At 73.9% G+C, this 24,721-nt stretch carries 25 protein-coding genes; 12 read left to right on the forward strand and 13 right to left on the reverse strand.

Translation table 11 applies throughout. The features are described 5' to 3' along the window. Positions 1 to 145 precede the first annotated feature (145 nt). Complete coding sequence (locus AB0637_RS02205) at positions 146 to 973, forward strand: hypothetical protein (protein WP_366169525.1); 828 nt, start codon at positions 146 to 148, stop codon at positions 971 to 973. Positions 974 to 1,054: 81 nt separating this feature from the next. Here AB0637_RS02205 and AB0637_RS02210 read toward each other — a convergent pair whose 3' ends face one another. Further along, entirely contained in the window at positions 1,055 to 2,485 is a 1,431-nt protein-coding gene (locus tag AB0637_RS02210) for a hypothetical protein (protein ID WP_366169526.1), read from the reverse strand. A gap of 415 nt (positions 2,486 to 2,900) precedes the next feature. Here AB0637_RS02210 and AB0637_RS02215 point away from each other — a divergent pair, with 415 nt between their 5' ends. After that, positions 2,901 to 4,445 carry a hypothetical protein gene (locus AB0637_RS02215; protein ID WP_366169527.1) on the forward strand — a complete coding sequence of 515 codons (1,545 nt, stop codon included), beginning with the start codon at positions 2,901 to 2,903 and terminating at the stop codon, positions 4,443 to 4,445. Further along, positions 4,415 to 5,032 (forward strand): serine acetyltransferase, encoded by a 618-nt coding sequence (locus tag AB0637_RS02220; protein ID WP_366169529.1) that lies wholly within the window; start codon positions 4,415 to 4,417, stop codon positions 5,030 to 5,032. The genes AB0637_RS02215 and AB0637_RS02220 overlap by 31 nt, the downstream gene beginning before the upstream one ends. A 305-nt stretch (positions 5,033 to 5,337) precedes the next feature. Here the strand turns inward: AB0637_RS02220 and AB0637_RS02225 are convergent, their stop codons facing one another. Together AB0637_RS02225 and AB0637_RS02230 are read right to left on the reverse strand one after the other, a co-directional pair. Then, positions 5,338 to 6,693 (reverse strand): hypothetical protein, encoded by a 1,356-nt coding sequence (locus AB0637_RS02225; RefSeq protein ID WP_366169530.1) that lies wholly within the window; start codon positions 6,691 to 6,693, stop codon positions 5,338 to 5,340. After that, positions 6,690 to 7,829: a glycosyl hydrolase gene (locus AB0637_RS02230; RefSeq protein ID WP_366169531.1), complete on the reverse strand. Its 1,140-nt coding sequence runs from the start codon at positions 7,827 to 7,829 to the stop codon at positions 6,690 to 6,692. The genes AB0637_RS02225 and AB0637_RS02230 overlap by 4 nt, the downstream gene beginning before the upstream one ends. Positions 7,830 to 8,138: 309 nt before the next feature. Between AB0637_RS02230 and AB0637_RS02235 the strand changes: the two genes are divergently transcribed. From AB0637_RS02235 to AB0637_RS02245, 3 genes are all read left to right on the forward strand, one after another. After that, entirely contained in the window at positions 8,139 to 8,846 is a 708-nt protein-coding gene (locus tag AB0637_RS02235; RefSeq protein WP_366169532.1) for a methyltransferase domain-containing protein, read from the forward strand. A 112-nt stretch (positions 8,847 to 8,958) separates the two neighbouring features. After that, entirely contained in the window at positions 8,959 to 9,138 is a 180-nt protein-coding gene (locus tag AB0637_RS02240; RefSeq protein WP_366169533.1) for a hypothetical protein, read from the forward strand. A gap of 61 nt (positions 9,139 to 9,199) precedes the next feature. Further along, the gene (locus AB0637_RS02245; protein ID WP_366169534.1) at positions 9,200 to 10,684 is read left to right on the forward strand and encodes a SulP family inorganic anion transporter; all 1,485 of its coding nucleotides are present in this window, start codon (positions 9,200 to 9,202) and stop codon (positions 10,682 to 10,684) included. On the opposite strand, the gene AB0637_RS02250 is transcribed toward AB0637_RS02245, so the two are convergent. Then, entirely contained in the window at positions 10,671 to 10,853 is a 183-nt protein-coding gene (locus AB0637_RS02250; protein WP_366169535.1) for a hypothetical protein, read from the reverse strand. The two genes, AB0637_RS02245 and AB0637_RS02250, sit on opposite strands and share 14 nt — an antisense overlap. 46 nt (positions 10,854 to 10,899) lie before the next feature. Here AB0637_RS02250 and AB0637_RS02255 point away from each other — a divergent pair, with 46 nt between their 5' ends. After that, positions 10,900 to 11,463 carry an ATP-grasp fold amidoligase family protein gene (locus AB0637_RS02255; protein WP_366169537.1) on the forward strand — a complete coding sequence of 188 codons (564 nt, stop codon included), beginning with the start codon at positions 10,900 to 10,902 and terminating at the stop codon, positions 11,461 to 11,463. Beyond that, on the forward strand, positions 11,415 to 11,816 hold the full coding sequence (locus tag AB0637_RS02260; protein ID WP_366169538.1) for an ATP-grasp fold amidoligase family protein: 402 nt from the start codon (positions 11,415 to 11,417) through the stop codon (positions 11,814 to 11,816). Before AB0637_RS02255 ends, AB0637_RS02260 begins: the two co-directional genes overlap by 49 nt. 28 nt (positions 11,817 to 11,844) lie before the next feature. On the opposite strand, the gene AB0637_RS02265 is transcribed toward AB0637_RS02260, so the two are convergent. After that, a complete protein-coding gene (locus AB0637_RS02265) occupies positions 11,845 to 13,341 on the reverse strand; it encodes a PH domain-containing protein (protein WP_366169539.1) in 1,497 nt (498 codons plus the stop codon). A gap of 20 nt (positions 13,342 to 13,361) precedes the next feature. Next, positions 13,362 to 13,898: a PH domain-containing protein gene (locus AB0637_RS02270; protein ID WP_366169541.1), complete on the reverse strand. Its 537-nt coding sequence runs from the start codon at positions 13,896 to 13,898 to the stop codon at positions 13,362 to 13,364. A gap of 94 nt (positions 13,899 to 13,992) precedes the next feature. Between AB0637_RS02270 and AB0637_RS02275 the strand changes: the two genes are divergently transcribed. From AB0637_RS02275 to AB0637_RS02290, 4 genes are all read left to right on the forward strand, one after another. Beyond that, positions 13,993 to 15,168, forward strand: a complete 1,176-nt coding sequence (locus AB0637_RS02275) for an ATP-binding cassette domain-containing protein (RefSeq protein ID WP_366169543.1) — start codon at positions 13,993 to 13,995, stop codon at positions 15,166 to 15,168. Positions 15,169 to 15,298: 130 nt separating this feature from the next. After that, positions 15,299 to 16,540 (forward strand): glycosyltransferase, encoded by a 1,242-nt coding sequence (locus tag AB0637_RS02280; RefSeq protein WP_366169545.1) that lies wholly within the window; start codon positions 15,299 to 15,301, stop codon positions 16,538 to 16,540. A gap of 12 nt (positions 16,541 to 16,552) precedes the next feature. Beyond that, positions 16,553 to 17,575 (forward strand): endonuclease/exonuclease/phosphatase family protein, encoded by a 1,023-nt coding sequence (locus tag AB0637_RS02285; RefSeq protein WP_366169546.1) that lies wholly within the window; start codon positions 16,553 to 16,555, stop codon positions 17,573 to 17,575. 103 nt (positions 17,576 to 17,678) lie between these two features. Then, positions 17,679 to 18,359: a class I SAM-dependent methyltransferase gene (locus tag AB0637_RS02290; protein WP_366169745.1), complete on the forward strand. Its 681-nt coding sequence runs from the start codon at positions 17,679 to 17,681 to the stop codon at positions 18,357 to 18,359. On the opposite strand, the gene AB0637_RS02295 is transcribed toward AB0637_RS02290, so the two are convergent. The 7 genes from AB0637_RS02295 to ftsH are packed head-to-tail and all read right to left on the reverse strand — an operon-like array spanning position 18,310 to position 24,417. Beyond that, positions 18,310 to 19,620, reverse strand: coding sequence for an aminotransferase class I/II-fold pyridoxal phosphate-dependent enzyme (locus tag AB0637_RS02295; RefSeq protein ID WP_366169548.1), 1,311 nt, complete (start codon positions 19,618 to 19,620; stop codon positions 18,310 to 18,312). The genes AB0637_RS02290 and AB0637_RS02295 overlap by 50 nt on opposite strands. Further along, positions 19,617 to 20,102: a DUF3180 domain-containing protein gene (locus tag AB0637_RS02300; RefSeq protein ID WP_366169549.1), complete on the reverse strand. Its 486-nt coding sequence runs from the start codon at positions 20,100 to 20,102 to the stop codon at positions 19,617 to 19,619. Before AB0637_RS02300 ends, AB0637_RS02295 begins: the two co-directional genes overlap by 4 nt. Continuing rightward, positions 20,099 to 20,590 carry a 2-amino-4-hydroxy-6-hydroxymethyldihydropteridine diphosphokinase gene (gene folK / locus AB0637_RS02305; RefSeq protein WP_366169550.1) on the reverse strand — a complete coding sequence of 164 codons (492 nt, stop codon included), beginning with the start codon at positions 20,588 to 20,590 and terminating at the stop codon, positions 20,099 to 20,101. The genes AB0637_RS02300 and folK overlap by 4 nt, the downstream gene beginning before the upstream one ends. Further along, the gene (gene folB, locus AB0637_RS02310; RefSeq protein WP_366169551.1) at positions 20,587 to 21,000 is read right to left on the reverse strand and encodes a dihydroneopterin aldolase; all 414 of its coding nucleotides are present in this window, start codon (positions 20,998 to 21,000) and stop codon (positions 20,587 to 20,589) included. The genes folK and folB overlap by 4 nt, the downstream gene beginning before the upstream one ends. After that, positions 20,997 to 21,839: a dihydropteroate synthase gene (gene folP / locus AB0637_RS02315; protein ID WP_366169552.1), complete on the reverse strand. Its 843-nt coding sequence runs from the start codon at positions 21,837 to 21,839 to the stop codon at positions 20,997 to 20,999. Before folP ends, folB begins: the two co-directional genes overlap by 4 nt. Continuing rightward, positions 21,836 to 22,441 (reverse strand): GTP cyclohydrolase I FolE, encoded by a 606-nt coding sequence (gene folE / locus AB0637_RS02320; RefSeq protein WP_366169553.1) that lies wholly within the window; start codon positions 22,439 to 22,441, stop codon positions 21,836 to 21,838. Before folE ends, folP begins: the two co-directional genes overlap by 4 nt. Then, positions 22,438 to 24,417, reverse strand: coding sequence for an ATP-dependent zinc metalloprotease FtsH (gene ftsH / locus AB0637_RS02325; RefSeq protein ID WP_366169554.1), 1,980 nt, complete (start codon positions 24,415 to 24,417; stop codon positions 22,438 to 22,440). The genes folE and ftsH overlap by 4 nt, the downstream gene beginning before the upstream one ends. Between the last annotated feature and the right edge of the window lie 304 nt (positions 24,418 to 24,721).

The following is a 24,721-nucleotide window of genomic DNA, read 5'->3' on the forward strand; positions in this document are numbered from 1 at the left end:
ACAGAGAGGTCTTCGGCCGCCCCGCTCAGCGACTTGAGGAGAAAGTTCGCCAGAACCTGTAACGCGCCGCCGACCTGCGGCGATAGACGTGACCCCCGTGATCGCGGGACCGGGTCCCAGGGGTCGTCCCGGCTACGATCGGTGGGTGAGACTTCACGTCGTCTACCGCTCGCACGGCGGGGAGAACAGCAAGGGCCGGCCCGACTGGTACAGCAAGCGGGTGGGTCTGGAGTCCTTCTGCCGGGCCGTCGAGCGGGTCCGCCAGGAGCGTCCGGACGCCGCCGCCGAGGTCGTCTTCCTCAACGACGGCCCCGTGCCGGCCGACCGGCTGGACCTCATGGCCCGCTGGGGCGACCCCGTCACCATCGACGGGGGCTCGAACCGGCGCAGCTACCTGACGGCCCTGGGCCTGCCGCGGCGCCGCGGCTGGGACGGGCGGGACGTGCTCCTGCTGGCCGAGGACGACTACCTGTGGCGGCCCGAGGCCCTCGTCGCCCTCGTCGACGCGGCCGTCGACCCGCAGCACGCGAACGCCGACTACTTCGCCCCCTACGGCGAGGAGGTGCCCGACACGGGGCTCCCCGTGCGCTGGGAGCGGCTCGTGAGCACGACGAGCACCTTCGCGGCCCGCGTCCGCGCGCTGCGCGAGGACGAGCGGCTGCTGTGGTTGTGCGCGCTGTCGGGGGGCAACTTCGACTACGCCAGCTGCCTCACCCTGCAGGGGCGGCCGCGTTTCACGCTGCGCGAACTCGTCGAGCACCACGACCCCGCGGACGGCACCCCGGCCTGGAAGTCCGCGCTGCGCCGGGCCTACCTCACGGGCATGCGGACGGCCGTCGACGCGCGGTCGCTGCGGCGGCCCTCGCGGCGCCGCGTCCTGCTCGGCGCGCAGCCCGCGCTGGCCACGCACATGGAGGACGGCTGGATCGCGCCGGGCCCGTGGGAGGAGATCGCCGCCACCCCCGCCCCCTGACCCACCCCCTGAACGCCCCGGGAACGACGAACGGGCCGGCCCCCCGCGTGGGGGCCGGCCCGTCGTGCGTGCTGACCGGTGTCAGCCGCGGCGCGAGACCTCGGGGGTCTGCTGCTGCGCCTGGACGACCGGGCGCTGGCGCTGCGGCTCGGAGCGCTCGGTGGAGGCGGGGGCGCCGTTGCCGGTGTCGGCGACGACGACCTGCGCGACGACGGCCGGGGCCGCGATGGACAGCTGCGCGACCGTCTTGCTGACGACCTCGGCGCGCGGCTCGGCCTCGATCTGGACGAGGACCGCGTCGACCTCACCGGCGACCGCGAAGGCCACCGGCGACGTCACGACGGAACCGCCGACGAAGATCACGAGGTAGCCGGCTTCGACGAGCTGGCGGACCCCGGCGCCCACGACGTGCGGCTGCAGCGAGCGGGCCTCCAGGGGCAGGACCCCGACGACGGCGCCGCCGCCGATGACCCACGGGTGGATCTCGTCGCTCCAGCGGCGCTCGGGCAGGACCCGCTGGTCGGTGTCGGCGACCGGGGCGCCGAAGGCGCCGAGACGGCTGCCGGCCTCGTCGGCGTCCACGAGGACGACGCGGCGGCCCGCGCGGGCGGCGGACGCGGCCAGGCCGGTGGCCAGGGCGCCGGCGTTGCCGCTGGCGGCGGTCACGAGGACGCTCGAGACCTCCAGGCGCGGGGTGCGCAGGTGGCCGAGGTGCTGCAGGCCGACGAGGACCATCCCGGCGTTGCGGGACTCCGCGGAGTTCTGGTCACCGATGCCCCGCCCGCGCGGGACGGAGGTCCAGCGCCCGAGCTCGGCGACGCCCTCCAGGGGCGGGGTGTCGACGCGCTGGGCGAGGTGCGCCCGCCAGGCGACGAAGCCGGCGGCGGCGAAGAGGCCGACGAGACCGGCGAGGACGGCGACCTGCCAGGCGTACGGCGGCGCGGGCTGCGTCGGCACGGTGGCGGCGTCCAGGACGGAGATGCCGTTGCCGTAGGCGCTGGCGTTGAGGTTGATCGTCTGCTGCTGCGCGGTGTCGGTGCCGACGGCGGTCAGCGCGTTGGCCGTCGCCTGCTGCACCTTCTGCGTGTTGACCGTCTGGTACGCGGTCGCCACGGCGTCGGCGATGGTCGCCGCGTCCTGCGGGTCCTGCGCGCTCGACGTGACGGTGATCTGGTTCGACTCGTCGACGGCCGTGATCGTCAGGCCGTCGCGGAACGTCGACTGCAGCTTCGCCGGCAGCGTCTGCCCGGCGACGGACAGGACCGTCTCGGACCCCGCGACCGCGGCCTGCAGGGTCGCCCACTTCGTCGGGTCACCCAGGGACGAGGCGTTGGACGTCGTCGGGTCGTAGGGGCGGTCCTTCGACAACGTGATGGTCGAGGTCGCCTGGTAGGTCGGGGTCAGCAGCTGAGAGGGCAGGACGTACCCGAGGACGGCGACCAGGACGGCCACCACCAGGATCTTCCAGCGCTGACGGCTGATGGCACCCCACGCACCAGAACCGCTCCGCACGTGCGAGCTCGTTGTCACCGACTACCAGTCCCTTCCCTGACGTGACGCAGAACCGCGCCCCCCGGTGCAGCGCGCCGGTCCACCCCGCGGCCCCCACCGCCCGTTACTCGGTGCTGGGGTTTCCCTACGCCGTGTGATCAGGCACCCGGCGACTGCTGCGGGCGCCACTATTGCACCCTTTTCCGGGGTCTGTCGGGCGTTGTCACGCAGGCGGCCGAACGGGCGTGGACGCCCTGCTGCGAACGTGTGAAGTTGTCACGCAGAGCCCCCGGTCGGCTCTCGGGAACTCCGTCGCCGCTCCCGCCGGAGGCGCGCTCCGCCTAGCATGAGACCCCGCGGGGGGACCGCGACGGCAGGCCTGCGGGGACGACGGACAGCCGCACGGCCCGGCCGCACAGACGGGGGGATTCCACGCGTGGACGACGCGCAGCACCGCACGGACGACACGGGCCACTCCGGTGACGGAGAGGGTTCGTCGACGCACCGTCACCGCGATGGCACTGCCGGCAACCGCACGCGCGCGACCTGGGTCGGAGCCCACGCGGGAACCGGTCTGCGCCGCGTCGCCCCGACCGTGCGACCCGCGGTCCCGGGGCTCGACGCCGGCGCGGCCACCCGCGCCGCAGCCCGCGCGGACACCGCCGGGACGACCAGCACCGCCGACGCCCGCGTCATGACCGGCGTGACGATCGTCATCGTCGCCCTCACCGTGCTCCAGCGCTTCGCGTTGCCGCTCGGCGCGCCCGTCCCCGTCACGATCCCCGTCGTCGCCGCCGTCCTGGGGTACCTCGCCTACCACGGCCACGTCCGCGAGGACGGCGCGTCGGTGCGCACCTACGCCCTCGCGATGGGCGCCCTGACGGTGTTCGCGTTGGTCGACATCGTCTGGCGGGGAACGGGTTCGCTCACGTCCCTGCTGCTGCTGATCGTCACCTGGGCCGCGTTGTGCTTCCGCGTGGACGAACGACGCCTGCACCTGTTCCCCCGTGTCCAGCGCCGGTTCGAGACGTTCATGCTCGTGTTCGCGGCCATCGGGATCCTGCAGGTGCTCACGCAGTTCGCGGGGGTCTGGTCCTACACCGACTTCCTGCGCAGCGTCGTGCCGCAGAACCTGCTGTTCCAGGGCTACAACACGTCCTACCCGATCGAGTACGGCTCCCCCGTCATCAAGGCGAACGCCTTCGTGTTCGTCGAACCCTCGGTGTTCTCGCAGTTCCTCGCGCTCGCGCTGCTCTCGGTGCTGAGCCGCGGCAAGGAGTACTGGCGGATCGCGGTGTTCGCCGTCGCGCTCGTCGCCACGGTCACCGGGACCGGGTTCATGGTCCTCGGTTTCGGCCTCGTCGTCCTCGCCGTCCGCCGCGGCGGCCTGTGGGCCGTGCGCGCCGCCGTCGTGCTGGCCGTCGGCGCCGTCGCCGCGCTGCTCTCACCCGTCGGGCCGATCCTGCTGAGCCGGACGGGGGAGGCCGGGCAGACGAACTCCTCGGGCAGCCTGCGGTTCGTCCAGCCGTACGAGTACCTGCTCAACCGGTGGTCGTCGGACCCCTGGTCGATCCTCACGGGTCTGGGCCCGGGACAGGCCGACCGGATCTCGGACGCGATCTTCGCCGAGACGGGCCTGCCGATCAGTTTCGCCGGCGCCGTGAAGATGGTCCTGGAGTACGGGGTGCCCGCGTCCGTGCTGGCCGGGGTGTTCCTCTACGTGGCGGTCGTGCGCCGCTCCCCCGCGCCGACGGTCGCCCTCGCCGCGATCTTCGTCAACGCGGTCACGTCCTCGAGCTTCCTGGCCGCGAACATCTTCTACGTCCTGCTGCCGCTGGCCGTCCTGTTCGTCGGCCGGCGCACCGAGTTGTCCGTCTGGGAACGGCAGCGCCAGGAGGCCGAGGAGTCCCCCGGCCCGCTCGCCGCACCGTTCCCGGTGACGGTCCCGTCGTGGATCCCGACCCCTGGAGGAAACCGTTGAACCACCACCTCACCGCCCTGCGCGGGGACCTCGAGCACATGGTGGAACCGGAGGGCCGGTCGACGGGGTCGTGGCTGCCGGACGTCCTGGCGCGGGTGGCCCTCGTGCCGCGCGTGCGTGCCGTCGTCCAGCTGCGCGCCGCGCAGGCCGTCGCCCCGCGGTTCATGCCCGCCGCCCACTTCCTGCAGGCGCGCGCGCTGCGCTCGGCCGGCGCCGAGATCTCACCCTTCGCGCAGATCGGTCCCGGCCTGTGCCTCATGCACTCCACCGGCATCGTCGTCGGCCCGTCCGTGCGGATCGGCCGGGGCCTGCGCATCTACCAGAACGTGACGCTGGGCGACGGTTCGACGCCGGGCCAGCCCGTCGTCGGTGACGACGTCACCATCGGTGCGGGGGCCTGCGTGCTCGGCGGTGTGCGGATCGGCGACCGCGCCGTCATCGGCGCCAACGCCGTTGTGACGAAGGACGTGCCGGCCGACCACGTCGCCACCGGCTCGCCCGCCACCTCCCGCCCCCGGCGCCGTGGCAGCGACCCGCGGCTCGACGCCCTCGCCCGCGAGGCCGGGGTGGAGCTCGCCGCCGTCTGAGCCCGCCGCGCGTGAGAACGCCCCCACCGGTGTCCGGTGGGGGCGTTCTGCGTGCTGGTCTGCGCATGGGGCCGGGGGTGGGAACGGCGTCGCAGTCACCGGGACGACGTCCGCGCCGGCCCCACGGCCGGTCCCGTCCCTCGGGGCCTGGGACCGGGCGTGGGACCGGGTGCGGGGCCGGTCAGCCCGTGAGACCAGGTGCGGGAACGGCGTCGCGGTCACCGGGACGACGTCCGCGCCGGCCCCACAGCCGGTCCCGTCCCTCGGGGGCGTGGGACCGGGCGTGAGACCGCTCGTGGGGCCGGTCAGCCTGCGTCGGCGGGGGTGGTGGCCGGGGCCTCGAGGGCGGGACCGCGCACGTGCCGGCGGACCGAGACGAACCACCAGGGGGCGACGATCCAGAACGCGGCGGCGATGCCCCACGCGGTGCCCTGGGCGCCCCAGGTGAAGGCGCCGATGGTCGAGAACGTCACGAGGAAGAGGGCGAAGACGAGGTGCAGGCGCAGCGTCACGCGCGCACCCTCGGTGGCGTACAGGACGGCCGCGCAGCCGACGGTCACGGCGGACCCGGCCTGCCCGACGATCGTCGCGAGCAGCACCGTGCGCGCACCCTCCCAGGTGTCGCCGAGGACCATCTCGCCGACCGAGGTCGGCAGCAGGAGGGTGATCGCCCCCCAGAGCGCGCCGACGACGAGCACGAGACCGGAGATGGCGACGGCGGCCAGCTGCCAGGTCTTCGGCGTCATCCGCGAACGGCGACGGACGAGCTCGGGCACGGCGAAGCTCATGAGGCCGGTGGACACGATGGTCGCCGGGACGGTCAGGAGGTTCGCCCCGCGCAGGGCGCCGGCGGCGTCGATCGTCGTGACGGCCGCGGCGAGCACCGGTGCCAGCTGCCCGCCGGTCTGGATGATGACGAACTCGGGGACGAGGTAGCGCGTGACCGAGGACTGCTCGCGCAACCAGCGCCACGCGTTCGAGACGCGGGGCTTGAGCCGCAGGACGAACAGGCCCAGCAGCGAGGCGACGTACGCCGCGCCGCCCCAGACGGCGGTGAAGGCGGAGATGTGGTTCTCGTCGGAGACGAGGAACAGGACACCGAGCCCGGCGAGCTGCAGGACCATCCAGCTGACGTCCATGAGGAAGGCCGCCGCGGGGCGCAACCGCGCGAAGAAGACCTGCCGCCACGCGTCCTGCAGCATCAGCCCGGGCAGCACGAACCCGAGGGCGATGAACACGTGGGACAGGGACTCCCCGAAGGGGAGCAACCAGCCCATGAGGACGAGGACGACCCCGAAGAGGGCGCTGCCCGTGGCCGTCAGCGCGACGGCGGAGCCCGCGGCGCGCGAGAACTCGCGGTCGTCGGCGTCGGCGAAGCGCATCGCGACGGGCGACGTCGACAGGGCCCGGAAGAACCCCGTCGAGATGGAGAAGACGGAGAACGCGATCGCGAAGGCGCCGAAGACGTCCCGGGTGAAGGCGTGGGTGATGACGAACTGGATGAGGAAGTTGTTCAGGCTGGCGACGACCTGGTCGCCGATGTTCCACAGGCTGCGGGTCATCCCCGCACTGCGGAGCCTGCGCAGCTTGCCCAGCGGACCGGAGCGCCTGCCCGGCACCTGCTCGACCTCCACCACGCCGTCGAGGTTACCGGCGGTCACGCCTTCCTCGGCCCCGCGTCACCCGTTGCGCCGAAGCGCTTCAGGAACGCCGCCTTGCCGTTGGGCGCGTCGTCGAGCGTCATGCCCACCCCGCCGTCGGGGACGTTGAAGTAGGCCTGGTAGCGGACGTCGGCGCTCACGACGGCGTCGGCGATCTGGTTGATGAACTCCGGGCTGTCACCACCGCCCTGGGTCTTGCCCTCGGCGACCATCGCCCACTCGGGGATGCTGATGGGCTTGTCGCGCTCGGCGGCGAAGGCGATGACGGCCGACAGGCTGTTGACCTTGGCGTCCTTCTCCTCCCACCGGGCCGAGGGGTCGATCGGGGAGATGTAGGAGTCGTAGACGTCCACGCCGATGATGTCGACCCACTCGTCGCCGGGGTACATGTCGGAGATCTCGACGGAGTCCTGCTGACCCTCGGCGATGTTGAAGTCGATCTCGAAGGCCGTCCCCTCCACGGCCGTGACCGTCTCCACGATGCGGCGGAAGTAGGCCTTCCACTGCTCGCGCTTCTCCTGGGTGTCGCCGATGTAGTGCGTCTCGTACCAGTCGCCGTTGAGCTCCCAGCCGAGGCGGACGATCGACTTCCCGAGGCCCTTGGAGACGAGGTTCTGAGCGAACGTCGTCCAGTGCTCGTCGTACTCCCCCGCGGCACCCCGCTCGCGCCAGTCGTCCGGCGGGTCGGCCGGGACCAGGCCCGTGGAGATGACGAGGGTGCGGTTGTCGGGGTCGTCGCGGACCCACTGGCCCCAGTCCTGGCCCTCCTGGGGGACCATCGCGAACCACGGGCCGGAGATGGCGGCCCAGTTGGCGTCGGAGTTGAAGACGACGACGACGTCCAGCGGACGGCCCAGCCACTCGCCGAAGGCGGCGGCCACCGCGGTCTCGTGGGTCTGGATGCCGACCCACTTGGTGTCGAGGTCCTCGGCGGGGACGGGCTGCTTCGGCGTCCAGGCGGGCTTGGGCGTGCTGTGGACGGGAGCGCTCCCGTCGCGCGTCGCCCAGTACACGCCACCACCGGCGGCGACGGCCAGGACGCCGAGACCGGCTCCGATGACCTTGCGCCGCCCGTGCTTGCGGGGTTCCTTCGAACCTCCGGTCGCGGGGCTCTCCTGGTGCGTCGTGTCCACCACTGCGCGAGTCCGCCTCTCCCCCTCGGACGGAGCTCTGCACCCTTCGGCACCGTGTGCCGGCCGGCGTGTCCCGAACCCCGTCACCGTCGACCGCACCGCCCCCCGGCCATGCGCGCACCGGACCGGTGCTGGCACGACTGTAGGTGAGGTACGGACACTTTGACGCCACGTGAGAGTGGCCGTTCACGGAATCTTCGACCGACCGGGCGCACGTTGTGACCGCTTGCGCCCGAGCCGGTACGAGCAGTGACGAACGGGTCCCGAAACCGCCTGCGGGCGAGCGGGACCCGCTGATCGTAGGCTGCGGGCGTGGGTCGTTTCGAGAACGTCGCAGAACTCGCGGCCATCGCTCCCGAGTCCGTCGCGCTCGACCTCGCCTGCGGGCAGGGGCGCACGACCCGGGCGCTGCTCGCCGCCGGTCCCCGCCTCGTGCACGCGGTGGACGTGGGGGCCGCGCTCGACGACGACCTGCTGCTCGACCCCCGCGTCCGGGCGCACATCGCCGAGCTGGACACGCTGCCGCTCGAGGACGACAGCGTCGACGCGGCCGTCAGCCTCAACGCCGTCGAGCACCTCGCCGACGTGGGCGCCCACCTGCACGAGGTCCACCGCGTCCTGCGGCCCGGCGGGACGGCCGTGCTGGCGCACTCGGACTGGGACACCGCCCTCTTCACGAGCGACGACGACGACCTCACGCGGGAGCTGCTCGACCGCTTCGTCGCCCACGTCCCCGCCCAGGGGGCCAGCACCGACGGGTTCGCCGGCCGCAAGCTCCTGCGGCACGCCGCCGCCAGCCCGTTCACGGTCGAGTCGGTGCACTCCTGGGCCGACCCCCACCGACGCTTCGACGAGGGGTCGGTCGCCTGGAAGGTCGCCACGGGCATCCTCGCCGCCGCCGGTGACGACCCCGACCTCGCCGCCCGCGCCGCCGGCTGGGTCGAGGGGCTGCGGCGGGCCGCGCGCTCCGGGACGTTCCTCTTCGCCGTGACCGACGTGGCCGTCGTCCTGCGCAAGTGATCGCGCCGACTCGCGGAACCGTCGACCTGGCCCCACCGTTGGACCCTCACAGACGATGCATCCGCCGCGAGGCGGTCGGAGAGATCGCCCGAGGGCGGTCGAGGAGGTCACGGTGGCAGGCCTGGTGGGCAAGCTGGGGCAGTTCCTGAAGTCCCCCGAGGGCAAGCGGGTCACGCAGCAGGCGCAGCGCGCCCTCAAGGACCCGGCGACGCGGCGCAAGCTGACGGACGCGGTCTCGAAGTTCCGGGGCGGCTCGGGCGGGACGGGGTCGGGCACCCGCACCCCGCGCTGATCGGGTGAGCCGGACGGGGCGCCCGGCGGAGCAGACACTGACGCGAGGTTAGAGTTCGTCGGTGCCCTCCGCCCTCGCCTCGCCCGGCGCTGCCCTGCGCCGGCCGTCGTGGCTGCGGTCCCCCCGGGTCCTGCGCACGGAGGTCCTCGCCGGCCTCGTCGTCGCCCTGGCCCTGGTGCCCGAGGCCATCTCCTTCTCGATCGTCGCGGGTGTCGACCCCCGCGTCGGTCTCATCTCCTCCTTCGTCATGGGTGTCACCACGTCGTTCGTCGGCGGCCGCCCGGCGATGATCTCCGCCGCGACAGGTGCGGTCGCGCTCGTCGTCGCCCCGCTCTCGCACAGCCACGGCGTCGGGTACCTCATCGCCGCGATCCTGCTGGCGGGGGTCCTGCAGATCGCCCTCGGCCTGCTCGGGGTGGCGCGGCTCATGCGGTTCGTGCCCCGCAGCGTCACGACGGGGTTCGTCAACGCGCTGGCCATCTCCATCTTCGTCGCCCAGCTGCCGAACCTGCGCGGGGCCGGCGTCACCGGGTACGCCGTGCTCGCCGCCGGGCTCGCACTGCTCGTCGTGGTGCCGCGCTTCGTGAAGTCCGTGCCGGCACCGCTCATCACCGTCGCCCTGCTCACCGTGCTCGTCGTCGTCCTGCACGTCGACGTCCGCACCGTCGGCGACGACGGGGCACTGCCGCGCACGCTGCCGACCCTCGGCTTCCCCGACGTCCCGCTCACGCTGGACACGTTGCGCACCATCGCCCCGTTCTCGGTCGGCGTCGCGCTCGTCGGGCTCATGGAGTCCCTCATGACGGCGCAGCTCGTCGACGAGCTCACCGACACCCGCTCGAACAAGACGCGCGAGTGCGTCGGGCAGGGCACCGCGCAGATCGTCACGGGGTTCTTCGGCGGGATGGGCGGCTGCGCCGTCATCGGGCAGACCATGATCAACGTCAAGGTCTCCGGGGCCCGCACGAGGCTCTCGACGTTCCTCGCCGGAGCGTTCCTCCTCGTCCTCGTCGTCGGGTTCGGCGACGTCGTCGCGCAGATCCCGCTCGCCGCGCTCGTGGCCGTCATGTTCCTCGTCTGCTACGGCGCCTTCGACTGGCACAGCGTGCGCCCGGCGACGCTGAAGGCCATGCCCCGCAGCGAGACGGCGGTCATGGTCGTCACCGTCGTCATCGTCCTGCTCACCCACAACCTCGCCTACGGCGTCCTCGGCGGGACGCTGCTGGCGTGCGTGCTGTTCGCGAGGCGGGTGGCGCACCTCGTCGAGGTGCGGCCCGGGGCGGAACCCGGCCACTACACCGTCCACGGCCAGGTGTTCTTCGCGTCCTCCGGCGACCTCGTGACGCAGTTCGACTACGCCGGCGACCCCGCCCGCGTGACGATCGACTTCCGCGACGCGCACGTGTGGGACGCCAGTTCCATCGCGGCCCTGGACGCCGTGAGCCGCAAGTACGTCGAGCACGGCAAGGAGGCCGTCATCGTCGGGATGAACCCCGCGACGGCGGCGTTGCACGGGCGGCTCGCGGGACGGGTCACGGCGGAGTAGAGGCGCGCCGCCAACGGAGGACGGACACCGACGCGGCGACGGTCCAGACGACGGCGACGAGGACCCACAGGCCCCCGCGGGGTGCGAGCCACGCCCACCAGAGGACGGCCGTCACGACCTGCAGGGCGGCGGTCACGGCGAGTTCGCGGCGGGTCGAGGGTCGGCCCATCCCGCCATCCTGCCCGCGGGACCGGGGACTGCGACACACTGACCCGGTGCCGAAAGGAACTCCCCGGCCCCGGTGGCGGGAGCGCAGCCGCCTCGTCCGGCTCTGGCGGCTGGCCCGCACCCGTCGTCCGCGCACCTTCACCGAGAAGGTCCGCTACAAGATGCTCCGCGACCACCGACCGCTGGTCGTGACCTTCGCCGACAAGGTCGCGGTGCGCGATCACGTCGCCGCGCTCGTCGGCCCCGGGCACCTGCCCGCACTGCTCGGCGTCGTCGACGACCCCGCCGACCTCGCCGGGCTCGACCTGCCGGAGTCCTACGTCGTCAAACCGAGCCACGGCAGCGGCGCCGTTGTCGTCGTGTCCCCGCAGGCGCCCGCCGACGCCCGGCTGCCCGCCGCGCACCACAGCTGGGTGTACCGCCACGTCCGGCCCGAGCACGCCGACCGCGACCACCTCGTGGAGATCGCGCGGCACTGGACGAGCCGGCTCTACGGACAGGGGCCGAACCGGGAGTGGGCCTACGGCCACGTGCCGCGGCGGGTCGTCGTGGAGGAGTTGTCGTGGAGGAGTTGCTGCGCGGACCCGACGGCGCGGTCCCCGACGACCTGAAGTTCTTCGTCGTCCACGGCCGCTGCCACTGGGTGCAGGTCGACTCCGGCAGGTTCGGCCACCGGACGCAGGACTTCCACCGCCCCGACTGGGAGCACCTGCCGCTGTCCGGCGGACCGCCGTGGGCCGACCCGCCCCACCCCCGGCCGGAACGGCTCGACGAGGCGCTGGCCCTGGCCGAACGGCTCGGCGAGGGCACCGACTTCGTGCGCGTCGACCTCTACGCCCTGCCCGACCGCGTGGTCGTCGGGGAGCTGACGAACTACCCCGCCGGCGGCGACAGCCCGTTCCACCCGGAGAGCTGGAACGCCGCCTTCGGGGAGGCCTGGACCGTGCCGCGCCGCTACCGGTAGCCGTCACCACGCGTGGTCGGGGTGGGGGTCAGCGGGTCATCCACCGCTCGGGGCCGGAGCCGGCGCGCGCGGTGCGGGCGCGCAGCGTCTGCTCGCGCAGGAGCTGGGCGGCGACGTCCGCGGCGAGGTGGTCGACGCGGGGGCTCACCTTGCCGGGGGTGGAGTGCAGGCGCACGCTCGCCAGCCCGAGCCGGCGCTGCCACGGGCCCTGGGTCAGCCCCAGGCTCTGGGTGCGCGCGTGCGGGACGACGTCGAGACCGCGCACGATCCGCCCGTTGCGGGACAGGAACGCGTGCTCGGTGACGAGGTAGCCGCGGCGGCGCCAGCTGATCCAGTCCAGCCACCGGGCCTGGCGCGGCACGGGGGTGAACCCGCCGTCGGTGCCCGTCCCGGTGAGACCGGCGCGCACGACGTCCAGGGCCGAGCGGTCGTCGGTGGCGAGGTCGGGCAGCACGATGCCGAGGACGAGGCCGAGCTCCTCCACGGTGCCGACGGGCAGTAGCGTGGTGCTCTGCTCGCCGCTCTTGCCGGACTCGGAGGAGTAGCCGGCCACGTTCACCTCGACGCGCCACCAGCCCGAGCGCCGCCACAGCAGGGGCTGGGTGATGCGCAGGGCCTGGACGCGACCGGGCGGGACGGTCTGGGACCGCTGCTCGACGAGGCCGTGGGTCATCCGCAACCCGTCCGGGCTGTCCGCGACGGTGAAGCCGAAACCGTTGTTGAACCGCTGCCACACGGCGGAGACGAGGCCGAGGACCGCGGCGGCCGAACCGAACAGCGGGGTCAGGCTGCCGGCGAACCAGCACCCGATCCCGATGCCGACGAGCGCGACGACCATCCACAGCGTCAGCCCCGACTTCAGGGTCGAGGTGACGAGGCGCAGCGGGGGCACCTCGACGACCTCGCGCTGCGGGGCCTCGGGGGCGTCCTCCCCCTCGGCGACGACGAGACCGGCGGCGGCGGCCAGCAGCGCGTTGCGCACCCGCTGCGCCTCCTCCTCCTTGAGGTAGGCGAGGGAGACCTTGCTGCCGGAGCCGCCGGCCACCTCCAGCTGCAGCTCGGCGAGGCCGAAGAGACGGCCGAGCAGCGGACGGACGACGTCGACGGCCTGCAACCGGTCCAGCTGGGCGCGGCGCTGCTGGCGCCAGAGGATCCCGCGCTCGACGTGGACGGCGCCGCCGCCGGCCTCGTTGTCGATGCGGTAGCGCGTGCGGCGCCAGGCCAGGGCGCTGTAGGCCGCGCCGACGAGGGCCAGCACGACGATGCCGCCGAGGACGCTGAGCGTGAGGACCCAGCCGGGCAGGTCCATCCGCAGGATGTCGTCGACGTTCTGGCCGAGGACGACGGCCAGGACGGCCGCGACGACCTTCCAGGCGCGCAGCACGGGGGTGACGGGGTGCAGCCGCTTCCAGCCCGGGTCGGCCAGGACGGCGCGGGTCGGGGCGTCGAGGTCGGCCGCGACGCCGCCGGGCAGCGCGTCCAGGACCGGCTCGACCGCGGGGCCGGGAACGCCCTCGCCGCTCACCCCGCCGCTCACACCGCCGCTCACAGCCCCGCCAGTCGCGCCTCGCCGCGGGAGGCGAGGCGGTCGCGCAGCCGGGCGGCCTCCTCCGGCCGCAGTCCCGGGATCGCGGCGTCGGTGTCCGAGGACGCCGTGTGCAGCTGCACCTTGGCGAGCCCGAACTTCCGGTCGACCGGTCCGGCCTCGACGTCGACGTACTGCAGCCGGCCGTAGGGCACGACGACCAACGTGCGGAAGAGGATGCCGTGGACGACGAGCAGGTCGTCGTCGCGTTCGGCGTAGCCCCAGGCCCGCACCTGCCGGCGCGCCCAGGAGAAGTCCCAGAACCACAGCGGGACGAGGACGACGAACCCCAGCCAGACCCACGGGGTGACGAGCACGGCCAGCACGCCGAGCACGACGGCGGCGACGCCCGCGACGATGCCCCCGACGAGGCGCTGGGCCGTCGCCCACCGCGGGTCGATCCGCTGCCAGACGACGTCGCGGGGCGCGAACGGCTCGGTGTCGAGCCGCGGTCCGGCAGCAGGGGTCCGGGAAGGGGTGGGATCCGCGCCGGCCATGTCCCCACCTTGTCAGACGGTGGCCCGGGGCGACCTCCGACGATCGGCTGGCCCCGCGTTGCCGATCGGGGCGCCCGTCGGCGAGGCTTCACGGGTGATCACCGACGAGGCGGAGCTCGAGACCGGCGTCGACGACGTCATCCGGTTCGAGGGCGTCAGCAAGCGGTACGCGCGCCAGCAGTCCCCCGCCGTAGCGGACCTGACGTTCTCCGTGCGCCGCGGCGAGCTCGTCGCGCTCGTCGGTCCGTCGGGCTGCGGGAAGTCGACGATCCTGCGGATGGTCAACCGGCTCGTGGAACCCACGGGCGGGCGGATCGTCGTCGACGGCCGCGACAGCTCCCACGTCGACGCCGTGACGCTGCGCCGCGGGATCGGCTACGTCATCCAGGCCGGGGGTCTGCTGCCGCACCGGACGATCCGCCGCAACGTCGCGACCGTCCCGCGGCTGCTGGGGTGGGACGACGCGGTCGCCGCCCGGCGGGTCGACGAACTCCTCGACCTCGTCGGTCTCGACCCGCAGGTGTACGGCGACCGCTACCCCGCGCAGCTCTCCGGCGGGCAGCAGCAGCGGGTCGGCGTGGCCCGGGCGCTCGCGGCCGACCCGCCGGTCCTGCTCATGGACGAACCCTTCGGCGCCGTCGACCCCGTCGTGCGCGACCGGTTGCAGGCGGAGTTCCGGCGGATCCAGACGACGCTGGGCAAGACCGTCCTGTTCGTCACGCACGACCTCGACGAGGCCGTGCGGATCGCCGACCGCATCGCGGTGTTCTCCCCCGGTGGGGTCCTGGAGCAGTTCGCGGACCCGCGCACGCTGCTGTCGGCGCCCGCCTCGGAGTTCGTCGTGGAGTTCGTGGGGTCCGACCGCGGGCTGCGCCGGCTGGCCGTCACGCCCGTGCGCGTCGAGGACCTCGCCAAACCCCTCGTGCTCGCCCCCGGCGACGGGGTCGAGTTCGCCGCGACGGCCCTCGACCTCGACGGCGGGCAGAGCGCCGTCGTCCTCGCGGACGGCCGGGTCGTCGGCTGGGTCGCGCGCGGCCGGCTGCGGGCGGCGGCCCGCTCGGCCACCCGGGACGCGCGGGTCGGCGACCTCGCGACGCCGTTCACCGCCACCGTCGCGGCCGACGCGGACCTGCGGTCGGCGTTCTCCCGGTTGCTGGCGCAGGAGGCGCCGCTGCTGCCCGTCCTCGACGGGCGGGACTACGTCGGGGCCCTGACGCCCGACGTCGTGCACACCGCGCTGCGCCGGGACGCGGTCGACCCTCCGACCTGAGAACCTGTGCGCTGCAGGAGATCACGGACGACCCCCTACCGCGGGGGTACGGGCGGTGGCACCGGGGTCCCGGGCGGAACGGCTCCGTGGGCCGATGCCCGCGACCCCGGCGCCGGGGTTCCATCGACCCATGAGAATCCTCCTCGGAGCCGACACCTACGCCCCCGACGTCAACGGCGCCGCCGCCTTCGCCGGCCGCCTCGCCGCGGGGCTCGCGGCCCGGCACGACGTGCACGTCGTCGCCCCCGCCCGCGGACTGCGCGCGACGACCGGGCGGACCGCGGCGGGGGTCACGGAGCACCGCCTGCCCGCCCTGCCCGTCGTCGCGGGCGGCACGGGGTTGCGGTTCTGCCCGCCCGTCGGACTGGTCCGCGCCGCGACCCGCGTGCTGCTCGACGTCGCCCCCGACGTCGTCCACGTCCAGAGCCACTTCCTCGTCGGACGGGCCCTCGTCACGGCCGCGAACCGGCTGGGCATCCCCGTCGTGGCGACGAACCACTTCATGCCGGAGAACCTCACCCACCACGTGCCGCTGGGCCGCGGGGTGGAACGGCGGTTGCACGCGTGGGCCTGGGCGGACGCCGCCGCGGTGTTCACGGGCGCCGACGTCGTCACCGCCCCCACGCCCTACGCAGCGGCGCTCGCCGAACGCGCCGGCGTCCCCGGGCCGGTGCTGCCCATCTCGTGCGGCATGGACCTGCGCCGGTTCGCCCCCGACCCCAGCGGGACCCGGCGCCGGGACTTCCGCGCGCGCTACGGCATCCCGGACCGCCCCACCGTCGGGTACGTCGGCCGGTTGGCGCCGGAGAAGAACGTCTCCGAACTCGTCGAGGCCCTCGCCCTCACCCGGCGCGTGCGGCCCGACGTCGACGCCCAGCTGCTGCTCGTCGGGGACGGGGCCCTGCGCCCGGCGCTCCTGCGGCAGGCCGCGGCCCTCGGCGTCGCCGACCGCGTCGTGTCGACGGGTTTCGTCCCGGAGGAGGACCTGCCCGCGGCGTACCTGGCCTGCGACGTGTTCGCCAACGCGGGCACCGCGGAACTGCAGTCCCTCGTCGTGCTCGAGGCGATGGCCTCGGGCCTGCCGGTGTTCGGGGTCGACGCGTGCGCGCTGCCGCACCTCGTGCGCGACGGCGACAACGGGTTCCTCTTCCCGCACGCGAGGCCCGCCGTCCTGGCGGCCCGGCTGGCGCTCGTCCTGGGCGAGGTCGCGGACGACGCGCCCGACGGGTTGCACCGTCGGATGGGCCGGCGCAGCTCCGAGATCGCGGCTGGGCACGACGAGCAGGTGACGCTGGCCCGGTTCGAGGAGCTCTACGCGCTGCGCACGCCCACCGGCCGCGCGGTTCCGACGCTCGCGGGGGCGGGGGTGTAGCAGGATGGAGCCGTGCCACCGACGCCTCCCCGGCGCCCGGCGTGGCGCCGCGCACTGCACGCGCTCGTCCTCGGGTACGGCGTCTGCGCGACCCTGGCCCTCGCCGTCGTGCTCGCGTCCACCGACGCCCACGCCGTCGGGTACGTCCTGGGGTTGTTCGCCGTCTGGTGGCTGGCCCCCGCGCTCGTCCTCGTCCCGCTGACGACCGCCGCGCGCTGGTGGTGGTCCGCCGCCGCCGTCGCGGCGCCGGCCGTCGCCGCGGGCGCCCTGCTCGTCCCGTACGCCGTGCACCGGGTCGACCCCGTGGACCGCACCCCGGACCTGCGGGTCGCCACCTTCAACACCACGAGCTACCGCGGTGCCGACGGCCTGGCCCGGCTCGTGCGCGACGCGGCGCCCGACGTCCTCGCGCTGCAGGAGGTGGCCCCCGCCCAGCGCGCCGGGTACGAGGCCCGCTACGGCTCGCTCTACCCGTACCGGAGCTGGAGCGCCCCCAGCAGCCAGGGCGACGGGGACGCCGTGTGGTCGCGGTTCCCCATCACGTCCGTCGTCCCCGTCACGGGGCTGCCGACCGGGGCGCGCCCCGCGGACGTCGTGACCCTCGACGTGGCCGGTCGACCGCTGGCCGTGGTCTCGGTGCACCTGGCCTCGCCGTGCCTGTTCTGCACCGACCGCGCCGTCGCCCGCAGCCCCGCGGGCACGACGGGCAACGCCGCCCGGGTGCGCGTCGGGGAGGCCCGCCGGTTCGCCGACGTGGCCACGCAGCTGCGCTCGCGCGGGGACGCCGTCGTCGTCGCCGGTGACCTGAACTCCGCCGAGCTGAACGAACCGTTGCGCGAACTGCGCTCGCACGGTCTCGTCGACGCCCACCGGGCCGTCGGCACGCAGCCCGGGCTGACGCGCGGCGCGTCGCCGGGCTTCGCGCGGGTCGACGTCGTGCTCGTGGCGGGTCTCGACCCCGTCGACACGTTCGAGGGGGCGCCGGGCGGGAGCACCCACTCCCCCGTCGTCGCCGACCTCGCGTGGCCCCGCTGAAACTCCCTGGAACTCTCCGTCCCCCAGTCCTACCGTCGCTCGCGTGAGCGGTGACCTGTGGGGCCCGGACGTGGCCCGGACCTACGACGAGGACTCGGCCGGGATGTTCGCTCGGGAGGTCCTCGGGCCGACGGTCGACGTCCTGGCCGACCTCGCGGGAACGGGCCGGGCCCTGGAGTTCGCCATCGGCACGGGCCGGGTGGGTCTCGCGCTGGCCGCCCGCGGGGTCCCCGTCACGGGGATCGAACTCTCACCGCACATGATCGCGGAACTGCGCGCGAAGACGGCGGTCGGTGGCCCCGCCGTCGAGGTGGTCCAGGGGGACATGGCGACGACCCAGGTCGACGGCGAGTTCTCCCTCGTCTACCTCGTGTTCAACACCATCACGAACCTGCTGGAGCAGGACGAGCAGGTGGAGTGCTTCGTCAACGCGGCCCGGCACCTCGCCCCGGGCGGCGCGTTCCTCGTCGAGACCTTCGTCCCGGACCTGCAGCGACTGCCGCCCGGGGACTGCGCCCGCCCCTTCGACGTCTCGCCCGAGCACCTCGGGTTCGACACCTACGACCTCGTCGCGTGCCGGCTGACGTCGCACCACGTCCGGTTCCTGCCCGGCGGGACGGCCTCGCGGTTCCTCTCGCACCACCGCTACGCGTGGCCGGCGGAGCTCGACCTCATGGCGCGGATCGCGGGGTTGCGGCTGGAGAGCCGCTGGAGCGGGTGGGACCGCTCGGAGTTCACGGCTGGGGCGCGCTCGCACGTGTCGACCTGGCGCGGGACGCGCTGATCGACGTGGCGCGGGACGCGCTGATCGACGTGGCGCGGGACGCGCTGATCGACGTGGCGCGGGACGCGCTGATCGACGTGGCGGGGAGAGCCGTGAGGAACGCACCGATCCGGCGCAGGCCTTCGGTGAGGTCGGCGCGGGAGGCTGCGTAGGACAACCGGACGTGCGTCCCGGCGGTGCCGTGCTCGCTCGCGAAGTCGCGTCCCGGGGTCAGCGCCACGTGGTGCTCGGCGAGGGCCCGCGCGCAGAAGTCCCACGCGTCCAGACCGGTGGAGCTGACGTCGAAGTAGACGTAGAACGCCCCGTCCGGGACGACCGGGACGGGCAGGCCCAGCCTCTCCAGACCCGCCAGGACGAGAGCACGGCGGGCCGCGAACTCCAGGCGCCGCTCCTCGCAGACGGCGAGGGAACCCGGGGTGAAGCAGGCCAGCGCGGCCTGCTGCAACGGCGTGGAGGCGGCGATGAAGTAGTTCTGCGCCAGCCGTTCCACGGGTTCGACGAGCGCGGGCGGCAGGACGGCCCAGCCGAGCCGCCACCCCGTCATGCCGAAGAACTTCGAGAAGCTGCTGACGACGACGGCGCCCGGGTCGGCGGCCAGGACGGTCCGCGCGGGCGTCCCGTCGGGGGCCGGGTCGGACAGGTCGAGGTAGATCTCGTCGACGACACGCCAGGCGTCCCGCGCGGCCACCTCCGCGCACAGCGCCGCGAGTTCGCCCGGCGGCACGGACGTCCCCGTCGGGTTCGAGGGCGAGGCGACCATGACGACCGAGGTCGCGGGGGTCCACGCGCGGCGGACCGCGTCGGCGGACAACTGGTAGCGCTGCTCCGGCGTCGTCGGCAGCGTCACCGCACGCCCGCCGAAGGTGGAGACCAGCTGCCGGTTGCACGGGTAGGACGGGTCGGCGAGCAGGACGTCGTCGCCGGGGTCGACCGTCGCGGCGAGCACGAGCAGCAGCGCGGCCGACGCCCCCGACGTGACGCAGATCCGCGCGGGGTCGACGTCGACACCGTGCCGGTCGAGGTAGGACCGCGCGATGGCGGCGCGCAGCTCCGGCAGACCGAGCGCCGGGGTGTAGGGCAGCGGCCGGCCGTCGGCGACGTCGCGCAGGGCGGCGAGCACCTCCGGCGGCGCCCCGAAGTCGGGTTCACCGATGGACAACCGGACGACGTGGTTCCCCTGCGCGGCCAGCTCGGCCGCGCGCTGACCGATGGCGAGCGCGTGGAACGGCTCGGTCGTCTCCGCGCGCTGCGACAGCTTCACGACCGGCCCGCCCCACCGGCGCGCACACCGGTCTGGTCGTCGTCCTCGGGGGGCACCCGGCACCAGCGTTCGACGACGAGCCCCGCGACGACCAGCAACGCCGAGACGACGACGTCGCCGACGGCGACCCACGCCTCGGAGCGTCGGGCCGCGATGTGCAGGGTCGGCAGGTAGTGCACGCCCCAGCCGAGGAACACCCCGACGAGCAGGGCCCCGGCGACGGAGGCCGCCTTGGCCAGCGCGGCCGTCCGGGCGGCGCGCAACGCGTCGATGCGGCGCGACTTGTCCCCCTCGACCCACTGCTTGACGGGCCAGCCCACACCCAGGACGGCCAGCACGAGCAGGCCGATGGTGACGGTGGTGCGCCACATGAGGTCCGGTTCGGAGTTCCCGCTGGACACCCAGACCTGCAGCGCGGACCACGCGCCGACCGCGGCGAGGAACCCGAGGGCGAGGAGCAGCCCGGGGCGGGTGGGTTTCACGCCGTCCCCTCCCGCAGGGCCCGCAGCAGGTCGGCGACGCGGCCGCCGTGCGGTCCGGGCAGGACGGCCTCGGGGTCGAGCTCGAGCCACGGTCCGAGGACGAAGTCGCGCTCGTGGGCCCGCGGGTGGGGCAGGACCAGCCCGTCCTCGTCCACGACCGTCTCCCCGCTCGTGACGACGTCGACGTCGACGGGACGCGGACCGTCGGGCACCTTGGTGCTGCGGTCCAGGCCGAGGCCGGCCTCGACGGCGTGCGCCGCGGCGAGCAGCGCGTGCGGGTCGAGGTCGGTGCGGGCGAGGACGACGGCGTTGAGGAAGTCGGGCTGGTCCGGGACCGCGCCGACGGGTGCCGTCTCGACGAACGTCGACACGGCCTCGACCGTGATGCCGTCGGTCCCGGCGAGGGCCTCGACGGCTGCGTGCAGCGTCGCCGCGCGGTGCCCGACGTTGGCCCCCAGCGCCAGCACGGCCCGCACCGAGGGGCTCACGCGCGGGTCCTGCGGACGCACAGCTCGACGTCGCCGAACGGGACGGGCACGGGCGCCTGCGGTTTGTGGACGACGACGTCGACGGCCTGCACGCGCGGCGAGGCGGCCAGGGCGACGTCGGCCAGGCGCTGGGCGAGCGTCTCCAGCAGGGCGACGGGTTCGCCCACGAGGACGGCCTCGAGGTCCTGGGCGAGCAGCCCGTAGTGGACGGTGGCCTCCAGGTCGTCGCCGGCCGCGGCCTCGCGGGTGTCGAGGTGGAGGGCGAGGTCGAGCCCGAAGACCTGACCGAGCTCGCGTTCGGCGGGGAGCACGCCGTGCCGGCCGCGCCCGGACAGACCGCGCAGGACGATGCGGTCCAGCGGACGGCCGTGGGCGTCGAGGACGGGGCCGGCGGCGTCGAGGGAGCTCACGGGACGCTCACCCGCGCCGCGTCCTGCCAGGTGCGCACGACGCGGACCGCGGCGACCGAGGACGGCACGTCGTGCACGCGCACGCCCCACACGCCGCGTTCGGCGGCGAGCCCGGTGATCACGGCCGTGGCCACGTCGCGCTCCTGCGGCGGTGGCACGGTGCCGTCGGGCCCGGCGAGCAGCGCCCCGAGGAAGCGCTTGCGGGACGCTCCCACGAGCAGCGGCAGTCCGAAGCGGTCGAGCTCGGCGAGGCGGGCGAGCAGGGCCCAGTCGTGGTCGGCGCGCTTGGCGAAGCCCAGACCGGGGTCGAGGACGATGCGGTCCCGGTCGACCCCGGCGGCGACGACCGCGTCGAGGCGCTCCGCGAGCTCGGCGCCGACCTCGGCCACCGTGTCCTCGTACCGCGCCAGGGAGTTCATGACGTCCGAGAACCCCCGCCAGTGCGACAACACGTAGACGCAGTCCAGGCCCGCGACGGTGGCGGCCATGTCCGGGTCCGCGAGCCCGCCGGAGACGTCGTTGACGACGGCGGCCCCGGCTTCCACGACGGCGCGGGCCGTCGCGGCGCGCATGGTGTCGACGCTGACGGGCACCCCCGCGGCGACGAGCCCTTCGACGACGGGCAGGACGCGCCGCAGTTCCTCGGCGACGTCGACGCGCGTCGCCCCGGGGCGGGTGGACTCCCCGCCGACGTCGACGAGGTCGGCGCCCGCGGTGTACAGGGCGGTCCCGCGGGCGACGGGGTCGTCGGTGTGCCGACCGCCGTCGGAGAAGGAGTCGGGCGTGACGTTGAGGACGCCGAGGACGCGCGTGGGTCCCGGGACCAGGAGCGGGTTCACCGGTGGCCCGCGACGATGAGGCTCATCGCCTCGGCGCGGGTGGCCGCGTTGCGCAACGACCCGCGAACGGCTGAGGTGACGGTCTTGGCACCGGGTTTGCGGACACCGCGGTACGTCATGCAGGAGTGCTCGGCCTCGACGACGACGATGACGCCGCGCGGGTGCAGGTGCTCGGTGAGCGCGTCGGCGACCTGCGTCGTCAGCCGCTCCTGCAGCTGCGGGCGCCGGGCGTAGACGTCGACGAGCCGCGCGAGCTTCGACAGACCCGTCACCCGGCCGTGCTCGCCGGGGATGTACCCGACGTGCGCGACGCCGTGGAAGGGCAGGAGGTGGTGCTCGCAGGTGGACTGGACCTCGATGTCCTTCACCAGCACGAGTTCGTCGTGCTCGAGCCCGAAGTCGGTGACGAGGACGTCAGCCGGTTCCAGCCACAACCCCGCGTAGAGCTCGGTCGCCGCCTTCGCCACCCGCTGCGGGGTGTCCCGCAGGCCCTCGCGGTCCGGGTCCTCGCCGATGGCGAGGAGGAACTCCCGGACCGCGTTCTCGGCCCGCACCCGGTCGAACGACCGGCCGCCCACGGCCGGCGTCCCCGTGCTGCTCACGACGGCTCGTTCGACCCGTTCTCGTTGTTCACCGGCGTCTGGAACCCGCCGGCGTGCCCGTTGAGCTGCGCCGGTCCGCCGACCGGCGGGATGTCCGAGACGTGCCGGCGTTCGGAGGACAGCCACACCGGACGCTGCGGACGCTTCACCACGGGGGCGAAGATCTCCGCGAGCTCGGCCTGGTTCAGCGTCTCCTTGTCCAGCAGCGCGACGACGAGCGCGTCGAGGACGGGACGGTGCTCGACGAGCACCTCCCACGCCTCGTCGTGCGCGGCCTCGATGAGTCGGCGCACCTCCTCGTCGACGATGCCGGCCAGACCCTCGGAGTAGTCGCGCTCGTGGCCCATGTCGCGGCCGAGGAAGACCTCGCCGCCACCGGAACCGAGCTTGATCGCGCCGACGCGTTCGCTCATCCCGTACTGGGTGACCATCTTGCGGGCCATGCCGGTGGCCTTCTCGATGTCGTTGCTCGCCCCGGTCGTCGGGTCGTGGAACACGAGTTCCTCGGCGACGCGGCCGCCGAGGGCGTAGGCGAGCTGGTCGAGGATCTCGTTGCGCGAGGTCGAGTACTTGTCCTCGGTCGGCAGGACCATCGTGTACCCCAGCGCCCGACCGCGCGGAAGGATCGTCACCTTCGTCACCGGGTCGGTGTTGGCCATGGCGGCGGCCACCAGGGCGTGCCCGCCCTCGTGGTACGCGGTGACCTTGAGCTCCTGAGCGCTCATGCGCCGGGTGCGCTTCTGCGGACCGGCCATGACGCGGTCGATGGCCTCGTCCACGGCGGCGTCGTCGATGACCTTGGCGTTCGCGCGGGCCGTGAGCAGCGCGGCCTCGTTGAGCACGTTGGCCAGGTCGGCGCCGGAGAAACCGGGCGTGCGACGGGCGACGGCCTGCAGGTCGATGTTCGGCGCGAGCGGCTTGCCCTTGCCGTGGACCTGGAGGATCTTGTGCCGGCCCTCCATGTCGGGGGCCTCCACCGCGATCTGCCGGTCGAAGCGGCCCGGGCGCAGCAGCGCCGGGTCGAGGATGTCGGGGCGGTTCGTCGCCGCGATGAGGATGACGTTCGTCTTGACGTCGAAACCGTCCATCTCGACGAGGAGCTGGTTCAGCGTCTGCTCGCGCTCGTCGTGCCCGCCGCCCATGCCGGCGCCGCGGTGACGGCCGACGGCGTCGATCTCGTCGACGAAGATGATCGCGGGGGCGTTGGTCTTGGCCTGCTCGAAGAGGTCGCGGACGCGGCTCGCGCCGACACCGACGAACATCTCGACGAAGTCCGAACCGGAGATCGAGTAGAACGGCACGCCGGCCTCACCGGCGACGGCGCGGGCGAGCAGCGTCTTGCCGGTACCGGGCGGGCCGTAGAGGAGGACGCCCTTGGGGATCTTGGCCCCGACGGCCAGGAACTTCGCGGAGTCCTGGAGGAACTCCTTGATCTCGTGCAGCTCCTCGACGGCCTCGTCGGCGCCCGCGACGTCGGCGAACGTCGTCTTGGGGGTGTCCTTGGTCATCATCTTGGCCTTGGACTTGCCGAACTGCATGACCCGGCTGCCGCCACCCTGCATCTGGCTCATGAGGAACCAGAACAGGAGGATGAGGAGCAGGATCGGCCCGACGGTGAACAGCAGCGACTGCAGGATGCCCGTCGTGGGGACCTCGTCGGTCACCCCGTCCGGCGGCGGGTTGTCGTTGAGGGCGGAGATGACCTCGGTGCCGCGCTGGGAGATGTAGTACGAGCGGACCGAGGTGGCCCCGTCGACCGTCTGGCCGGACTTCAGCGTGAGGTCGATCCGCTGGCTGCCGTCGGTGAGGGTGGCCTTCTGGACCTTGTCCTGGTCGATCAGCTGGAGCGCGCGGGTCGTGGAGACCTCAGCGGTGCCGCTGGACGCGAAGAAGGAGGCGCCGATCGCGACCGCCGCGATCGCCACGACGATCCACAGCCACGGGCCCCTGACGATGCGCTTGAGAGTGTTGGGCATCCGGTGGGGGGTCCTCCCCCCGTCCCTCCTGCTCGTTCCTGCCTGACGTCCGACGGTACACCGCGCCACCGACACGCCGAGGACGCTCCTGGGGAGCGCTGACGTGACGGGGGCCCGGGCGCTGTCGCCGCAGGACCTACTCCTCTCGAACGGGCGGGCGCCGGGTGCTGTTCCGCGCGTCCCCTGCCGGTTCGCTGTGAGCTGAGCGACAGCCGCCCGACCGCCGGGCGGGTGGGGGCCCAGAGGCTCGCGCCAGAGCTGCCGTCTGCGAGGCCGCCACCGGCCCGGGCGGGGTGTGCGGGAT

Source organism: Kineococcus sp. NPDC059986, assembly GCF_040702905.1.
In the GTDB taxonomy this organism is placed as follows: Bacteria; Actinomycetota; Actinomycetes; order Actinomycetales; family Kineococcaceae; genus Kineococcus.